We start from the raw sequence: 7,917 nt of genomic DNA on the forward strand, positions 1-7,917 counted from the left end.
CCGGGCCGGGTCGGGTGCCTCGGTGCGGAAGCGCAGGTCGACTCCGAGGGAGCGGCCGATCGGGCACGCCCTGCTCCACAGCGCTGTGTGTATGGGGGACCGGTCAGACGGAGATCGTCTTGTACTCGATGTACTGGGTCAGCCCTGCCGTGCCGAACTCCCGGCCGATGCCGCTGTCCTTGAACCCACCGAAGGGCCCGTCGAGGGAGGGCGGCGCCCCGTTGACGGAGAAGGTGCCGGTGCGGATGCGCCGGGCGATGGCCAGGGCCCGTGCCTCGTCGGCCGTCCAGACCCCGCCGCCGAGACCGTACGGGGAGTCGTTGGCGATGCGGACGGCGTCCTCGTCGTCCTCGAACGGGATGACCACGAGGACCGGGCCGAAGATCTCCTCCTGGGCGATGCGCATGGAGTTGTCGACGTCGGCGAAGAGGGTCGGGGTGACGTAGTAGCCGCCCTCCAGACCGGCCGGTACCTCGGGGCCACCGGTGACCAGCCGGGCGCCCTCGCGGATGCCGGTCTCGATGTAGGACCGGACGCGCTCCTGCTGGTCGGCCCGGACCATCGGCCCGATGAAGGTGTCCGGGTCGGCCGGGTCGCCGACGGTCAGCGACTCGACCAGCTCCTTCAGCCGGGCCACCGCCTCCTCGTAGCGGCTGCGGTGCACCAGGATCCGGGTGTGCGCGACGCAGGCCTCGCCGTTGTTCGCGAAGGAGAGGAACTTCAGCCCTTCCGCCATCGCGTCGAGGTCGGCGTCCTCCAGGACGATGGCGGCGGACTTGCCACCGAGCTCGAGGCTGACCCGCTTGAGCTGCCGGCCGGCGATCGCCGCGATGGTGCGTCCGGCGCCGGTGGACCCGGTGAAGGCGATTTTGTCGATGCCGGGATGGGAGATGAGGTATTCACTGGTGCGGCGGTCGGCCGGCAGGATGCTGACCACGCCCTCCGGCACGCCCGCCGCGCTGAAGATCTCCCCCAGCGCCAGGGTGACCAGCGCGTTCTCCGGTGAGGTCTTCAGCACCACGGTGCAGCCCGCCAGCAGTGCGGGGACGAGCTTGGTGAGCGCCGACTGGTGCGGGGCGTTCCAGGGGATGACGGCCGCGACCACGCCCACCGGTTCCCGGTGCACCAGGGTGCGGGCCGTGCTGCCCTCGGTCCGTGGCAGCTCCTCTTCCCACGGCAGGGCCGCGGCGGCCCGCAGATAGGCGTCGGTCTGCTCGGGCAGTGCGGCGGCGGTCCAGCCGGTGAACCAGCGGGCGCTGCCGTTCTCCGCGGTGGTGAGGTCGGCTATCTCCTCGGCGCGCTCGGCGTACAGGGCGTTGAAACGGGCGATGACCTCCTGCCGGGCGGCCGGGGCCAGCCGGGGCCAGGGTCCGTGGTCGAAAGCCTCGCGGGCGGTGGCCACGGCGAGGTCCACGTCGGGTTCGGTGGCCTCGGCGGCCCGGCCGACCAGGGACCGGTCGTGCGGGGAGCGGACCTCCAGCAGTTCCTTCTTGGCGGGCTCGGTCCAGCGTCCGCCGATGTACAGCTTCTCGTAATCGGTCATGCCGAGAACTTAAGGCAACGCTGTTCTCTAAGTCAAGAGAACGCTGTTCTGTTAATGTGGGGCGCATGGACAAGCTGCCTCCTCACGTACGACGCGCCCGCAGGCCGGAGCACAAGGAACTGCGGCTCGCCTCGATCGTCGACGCGGCGCGCTCCCTGGCCCTGGAGAAGGGCGTCCGCGAGGTGACGCTCACCGACATCGCCGCCCGGGCCGGCATCAACAAGTCCGCGGTGCTGCGCTACGTCGAGACCCGCGAGGAGATCTACCTGCGCCTGACCGCCGAGTGCTGGACCCGGTGGGCCGCCGCGCTGGCGGACGCGCTCGGCGGACGCACCGACGGCACCCCCGACGAACTGGCCGCGACCCTCGCCCGTACGGTCGTGGAGCAGCCCCTGCTGTGCGACCTCCTGGCCCACGCCCCGCTCCACCTGGAACGGCATGTCTCGGCCGACGCGGTCCTGACCTACAAGCTGGCCGCCCTCGGCGCCCTGGACGACATGGCGGACAGCGGCTCCGCCTTCCAGCCGGTCCTGGACCAGGCCGCCACCCGGGACCTCATCAGCACGGTCAGCCTGCTCGCCGGCTCCCTCTGGCAGATCTCCACCCCGCCGGAGGCCCTCGCCCGGCTGTACGCCGAGGAGCCGCGCCTCGCCCACGCGGTGGTCGACTTCCTGCCCCGCCTCACGCAGACCGCCCGCACCATGGCCGCCGGCCTGGCCGCCCGCGCCGGCCTCGGCTGAACCCGCCGGCGTTCCTCCCGCGCCGGGCCCGTCCACACACGTTCCACTGACGTTCCACAGAGCCGCGGCACAGTGGTGCCCCCGGACGACGGGACACCCACCGGACGACAGATGTGCGAGGGACGCCGTGCACTCGGACGCTTCCAACGACTCGGCCCAGAGTTTTTACCGCGCGATCGGCGCGCACTACGACGCGATCACCCGGGTCCAGGACTACACGAGGTGGGCCCGGCTCTACCGCGACCTCCTGGAGAAGCACGGGGTGCCCGGCCGCCGGCTGCTCGACGTGGGGTGCGGAACGGGCAGGTCCGCCCTCGAACTGGCCCGGCTGGGCTTCACCGTCACCGGGGTCGACCTGTCGCCGGAGATGATCGAGGCCGCGCGGCACAAGGACGGCGCCGACCAGGTGGTCTTCGTGACGGCCGACGCCCGTTCGCTGCCCGCGCTCGGCACCTTCGACGCGGTCGTCACCATGGGCGAACCGCTGACCTACCTGCCCGGTGAGGAAGAACTGGCGCGCGTCTTCCCGGGCGTACGGCGTTCCCTGCGGGCCGGTGGCCTGTTCCTGTTCGACCTGCCGACCGCGGGGTTCCAGGACCGCGCGGCGGCACGGCAGACCATCGACGAGACGGACGCGATGGTGGTCCTCACGCGGGGCCGGTCCGCCGACCCGGCCGCGCACACGACCGAGCTGACCGTGGACCTCTTCACGGCCACCGGGCGAGCGGGCACGTGGTCCCGCGTCCAGGAGCGGGCCCGGCTGCACTGGTTCGCGCCGCAGCGGGTGACGGAACTCCTCACCGCCCACGGTTTCGCCGTGGAGCACATCTACGGCCTGTACGACGGAGAGCTGACGGAACAGGCCGACCAGGACCTGCACCGCAAGTACTTCGTGCTGGCCCGCGCGCTTCCTTCGGCCGGTCACGCGGACGCGTGACGGACACCTGCCGAAGGCACGACGATCCGGAAGGAGGTGATCGGCATGATGCTCCCCGACTGGAAGGAGTAGTCACCGCGACCCCCGGCTCCCGGCCAGCACCGGGACTCGTCCCGGCCTGTTAGCCGGAGTGACGCCGGGTGGTGAGCGACCCGCCGGCGGCGGCCCACCCCCGGGGCCCGCCGCCGGCTCCGGCGCGCCCGCCCGCGCGGGTCGGCCGCGGTCAATCCCGCAACACCGCCGGGAGCTGCTTGCGGGACGTCACCCCGGCTTTCGCGAAGACGCGCGACAGGTGACTGGCGACCGTCCGGTGGGTCAGCCCGAGCTGCCACCCGATGCCCTGGTTGCTCAGCCCCTGCGCGGCCAGCCGGGCGACCTCCGCCTCACGCGGCGTCAGCCCCAGCCCTGCCGCGCCCCGCAGCGGGTCCGCCGCCGTCGCGTCCCCGGCGGCCAGCAGCTCGGAATCGGCCCGCCGCACCCACACCGCCGCACCGACCGACGCGAAGGCGTCACGGGCCCGCTGCAACTGGTCCCGTGCCTCCAGCACCCGCCGCCGTCGCCGCAGCCATTCCCCGAACGCCAGCCGCGTACGGGCCCGTTCGTACCGCAGCGCACCGGTTCCCGGTACGGCCAGCGCCCGGGTGAAGTGCTCCTCGGGCGCGTCGCCCTCACCGAGCAGCGCCAGCGACCGGGCCAGCAGGTGCTCCAGCGGAGCCGACCGCAGCGACCGGTTGGCCTCGGCCGCCCACCGCACCCGGTCCCGTACGGCGTCCCCCCTGCGGGAGGCGACCGCGGCGGCGACCAGATCGCCCAACGCCCAGGCGGCCACCACCGGGTGCCGCGCGTCACCGCCGGGGTCCGACAGCATCCGCAGCTCCTCGTACGCGTCCTCCGGCCGGCCGTGCGCGAGCGCCATCAAGCCCCTCGCCCAGCGGGCCCTGGACGCCAGCAGGAGAAGACCGCGGGGCAGCGCGAAGGCGAGGATGCCGTCGGTGAGCGCCGTATGCCCTTCCTCCGCGCCCTCCCACGCCCGCACCTGCGCCACACCGCACCGGAAGACGGCGGTGGCGTGCGGATCGTCCGCCGCTCGGCTCCAGCGCTCGCCGGTGACGCCGTCCCGCAGCACACCCTCCCGGTCACCGAGGTGCAACCGGGCGAGCTGACGGTGGGCCAGGACCGCCCGGGCGGTACCGAAGTACCCGGGGCCGGTCAGCGAGTCCAGCACGGCCCCGCCCAGGCGTTCGGCGGCGAGCGGGTCGTCCAGCGCCGTCGCCACCGAGACCAGCGCGGCGTCACGGAGCGGTTCCAGCGGGAACCGCCCCCGCGCGAGCGCGGCACCGGCCGTCTCCAGCAGGGCCCTGCCCCGGTCGGCGTGGGCCGTCCGGTCGGTCCAGCACAGCGCGGACAGCAGGGCGGGGCACCGGTCGCGGAGCGGGTCCGGCGGCCGGGCGTCGGTCGCGCGCGCGGCGGACGGCCCGCCGCGGGCGGGTCCGGCGGCCGGCTGCGGGAACGGCGGCCACGGTAGGGCCGGTTCACCGGTGGTCCCCGGCGCGCCGAGTGCGGCGACGGCCGCGGCGGTCTCGGGGCACCGGCCGGCGGAGAGGGCGGTGATACGGGCCACGAGCCGCCGCACTTCCCCCGTCTGGTCCCGCACCTGGGCCGCCCACGCGGCCCGGACCAGTCCGCGGGCCCGGTCCGCGGACCGCGGACTCAGGTCGGCGGCCAGTTCGTGCACCGCGGCGGCCTCGGGAAGGTCCTCGGGCACACTGTCCTCCAGCTCGCGGGCCGTGGCCTCGTCCGGGGCGGTGGAGGCGAGGGCCCGGTGCAGCGCTCGCCGGTACGTGCCCGGCTCGTCCCGTCCGGCCAGCGCCAGTTGCGCACGCCGCCGCCGGGCCCGGGACGCCTCCCAGTACACCGCGGAGTGCAGCAGCGGATGGCCGAAGCGGATCGTTCCGGATTCCGTCAGGAGCAGGCCACGATCCTCGGCCGCGTCCATGGCGCGGCCCGTTGGGTCCACGGCGCGGGCGGCCTCCCGCAGCAGCTCCGGCCGGCCGGTGTCCGCCACGGCGGCCAGCAGCAGGACGTCCCGCACGGGTTCCGGCACGCCGGCCAGCAGGCTGGTCACCCGCGTGTGCAGGGCGTCGCCGAGCGGGAGCCGCGGGGCGAGCAGCGCCTCGGCCGGCGGGGCGGCGGAGACGAGCAGTTCGGTGATGGACACCAGTCCGGCCGGATTGCCCCCGGTCTCCCGGAGCACCCGGCGCGCCAGCAGGGGCGGTACGTCCGGGCCGTACCGGCGCAGCAGCCGCTCGGCCTCGGTTCCGGCGAGCGGGCCGAGAACCAGGTCCGGCGCGGGCCCGGACGCGTGTCGCGCGTCCCCGCGCGGCACCGGGCGGCTCGCCATGAGCAGCGCCGTGCCGGCGGTCCCGCGGCAGGCCGTGAGCAGGGCATCGAGCGAGGGACCGTCGAACCACTGCGCGTCGTCCAGGACCACCAGCAGGGGCCGCCCGGCGCGGGTGTGCTGGCCGAGCGCCTCGGCGGCGACGCTCCTCGCGTCCGGACCGCAGGCCGGGACCGGTAGGAGCTGGGTGAGGCCGGCACCGGGCAGCCCGGCCTCGCTGCGGTGTCCCTGGAGGGGGACGACGGTCCGGCCCCGGGCCTCGGCGGCGCGCCGGACCTCCTGGAGCAGCGCGGACTTGCCGCTGCCCAGCTCGCCGTGGACCGTGAGGACGCCGCCTGACTCACCCGGCCGCTCCAGGAACGCCCCGATCGCGGCGAGTTCCGCACCGCGGCCGAACAAGGGGTGCGGCACCGCCGCGTCGTCCGGCGTCACAGAGTGTCACCGCCGCCGAGCAAGGCGTCCTGGAGTTCCCGGCGCGAGCTGATGCCCAGTCGGGGGAAGACCTTGTACAGGTGTGAGGCGACTGTCCGCGGCGAGACCAGCAGCCGCTCCGCGATCTCCCGGTTGGACAGGCCGGAGGCCGCCATGCGGACGATGCGCCGCTCGTGCGCCGACAGCGCCTGGCCCGCCGTGGTGGCGGTCCGCACCGTGCCCGGCGGGGGAGCCCCGATGGCCCGCAGTTCGGTGCGGGCCCGGTCCTGCCAGGGCGCCGCCCTGAGCCGGCCGAAGGTCTCGTAGGCGGTGCGCAGGCGGGTGCGCGCCGCCGCGGGGTGCCGCCGGCGGCGCAGCCACCTGCCGTAGTCCAGGGCCAGCAGCGCGCGGTCGAACGGGCGGGCCGACGCCGTCGCCGCGTCCTCGGCCAGGCCGAACAGCTCGGCGGTGTTGGACTCGTCGGTGTACGCGGCCAGCAGCGCCCGGCCGTGCCGTACCAGCAGGGTCGACCCGTCGGAGAAGCGCGTCAGCCCGGCCCGCTGCGCACGCGTCTGGTGCGCGCGGGCCGCCTCGGGGTCGTTCCGCAGCAGGGCACCGCGCACGAGGACGGCATGGGCCTGCCGGGTGACCGCGTCCCGGCACGGATCGGCGTCGGCCGGCCAGTCGACACCGTCCGCCGGCTCCGTGTCGTCGGCCTGGGCCAGCAGGAGCGCGGCGTACGCGGCCAGGCCCGCGTGGTGGGCCGAGCGGCGGTCGCGGGCCCATCGCCGGACCTCCCGCGCCAGCTCCCGCGCCTCCTCCCGGCGGCCCTGGTACGCGCAGACCAGCAGCAGCTGGGATTTCAGGGCGACGGCATGCCGGTCGGGCAGGCCGGCACCACCCTCGGCCGACCACCGCGTCACCAGGTCGCGCAGTTCCTCCCAGCGCCCTTCGGCGGTCAGGAGTTCGGCCCGCAGCTCCCGGCAGTGCGGGAGGTGTCCGCGCTCGGTGCCCGACCGTTGCAGGGCGGCGGACAGCAGCCGGCCGCTCGATGCCGGGTCGTCGACCTGCCACGCGGCGTCCGCGAGCCAGGTCAGCTCCCGGGGCCCGGCGCCGGGTGTCCGCAGGGCCCGCTCGGCCGCTCCGGCGAGCCCCTCCCGGATCTCCTGTGCCCGGGACACCGGGTCCAACCGGGCGGTCACGGCGATGCGCAGGGCATCGCCGGCGTCGTCCGGCAGCGCGTTCAGTGCCGTCCTGGCAGGGGCGGGGTCGTGGGTGAGGGACGTCAGGGCCGACAGCTGGAACGCGGCCCGGTCCCGCGCGTCGGCGCCGGCGACCGGTACCGTCTCCAACGCGGCGGAGAGGTCGCGGAAGCTGTCGTCCCCGTGGAAGGCGACGTCGAACAGCGCGGAGGCCCGGACGGCGCGCACCGCCTGCGCCGTGGTCCCGGCCGGGCGGGCGCCCGGTCCCCGGGTCAGGGTCAGCGCCAGCCGCGGCCGGCCGTCGCACAGGGCGGCGGACGCCGCGGCCGCATGCAGGCGGGAGCGCTCCCAAGAAGCCGGGCTGAGATCACCGGCCATCCGGAACGCCCTGATCGCCGTGGACCAGCGCCGGCCCGCCACGGCCGCGTGGCCGAGCGCCTCCAGCCGGGCCGCGTCCTCGTGGTGCGGTCCGGCCTCGCCGGGGTCCGGTGGCGCCTCGACGGGCGTGGTCGGGCCGTCGGGGCGGGGGCCAGCCGGGCCGGCCGGCCCGCCGCCGAGCCGGGTCAGGGCCAGCTCGGCCCAGGCGCGGCCCGCCATCAGCCATCGTCGGAGGCGGCCTGGCCGGCGCGAAGGCGGCCGAGACGCTGAGAGCGGAGGGCTTCACCGGCCGGGTGATACTGATCTGC

General features: G+C 75.4%; 5 protein-coding genes. 2 read left to right on the forward strand and 3 right to left on the reverse strand.

Annotated elements, in window-relative coordinates; genetic code table 11:
- Window positions 1-103: 103 nt before the first annotated feature.
- Window positions 104-1,543, reverse strand: a complete 1,440-nt coding sequence (locus tag AB0A94_RS38285; protein WP_361751618.1) for an aldehyde dehydrogenase — start codon at window positions 1,541-1,543, stop codon at window positions 104-106.
- A 65-nt stretch (window positions 1,544-1,608) separates the two neighbouring features.
- Here AB0A94_RS38285 and AB0A94_RS38290 point away from each other — a divergent pair, with 65 nt between their 5' ends.
- Both AB0A94_RS38290 and AB0A94_RS38295 read left to right on the forward strand, forming a co-directional pair.
- On the forward strand, window positions 1,609-2,283 hold the full coding sequence (locus AB0A94_RS38290) for a TetR family transcriptional regulator (RefSeq protein ID WP_361751620.1): 675 nt from the start codon (window positions 1,609-1,611) through the stop codon (window positions 2,281-2,283).
- Window positions 2,284-2,410: 127 nt separating this feature from the next.
- Window positions 2,411-3,220, forward strand: a complete 810-nt coding sequence (locus AB0A94_RS38295; RefSeq protein WP_361751622.1) for a class I SAM-dependent methyltransferase — start codon at window positions 2,411-2,413, stop codon at window positions 3,218-3,220.
- 223 nt (window positions 3,221-3,443) lie between these two features.
- On the opposite strand, the gene AB0A94_RS38300 is transcribed toward AB0A94_RS38295, so the two are convergent.
- Together AB0A94_RS38300 and AB0A94_RS38305 are read right to left on the reverse strand one after the other, a co-directional pair.
- Window positions 3,444-6,050, reverse strand: coding sequence for a LuxR C-terminal-related transcriptional regulator (locus AB0A94_RS38300; RefSeq protein WP_361751624.1), 2,607 nt, complete (start codon window positions 6,048-6,050; stop codon window positions 3,444-3,446).
- Window positions 6,047-7,828, reverse strand: coding sequence for a helix-turn-helix transcriptional regulator (locus tag AB0A94_RS38305; protein ID WP_361751626.1), 1,782 nt, complete (start codon window positions 7,826-7,828; stop codon window positions 6,047-6,049). Before AB0A94_RS38305 ends, AB0A94_RS38300 begins: the two co-directional genes overlap by 4 nt.
- Window positions 7,829-7,917 lie beyond the last annotated feature (89 nt).

This window comes from Streptomyces sp. NPDC044984, assembly GCF_040646935.1.
In the GTDB taxonomy this organism is placed as follows: Bacteria; Actinomycetota; Actinomycetes; order Streptomycetales; family Streptomycetaceae; genus Streptomyces.

Coding starts and splice junctions, on each gene's coding strand:
- AB0A94_RS38285 (WP_361751618.1), bottom strand. CDS start 1,543: ATGACCGATTACGAGAAGCTGTACATCGGCGGACGCTGGACCGAGCCC.
- AB0A94_RS38290 (WP_361751620.1), top strand. CDS start 1,609: ATGGACAAGCTGCCTCCTCACGTACGACGCGCCCGCAGGCCGGAGCAC.
- AB0A94_RS38305 (WP_361751626.1), bottom strand. CDS start 7,828: ATGGCGGGCCGCGCCTGGGCCGAGCTGGCCCTGACCCGGCTCGGCGGC.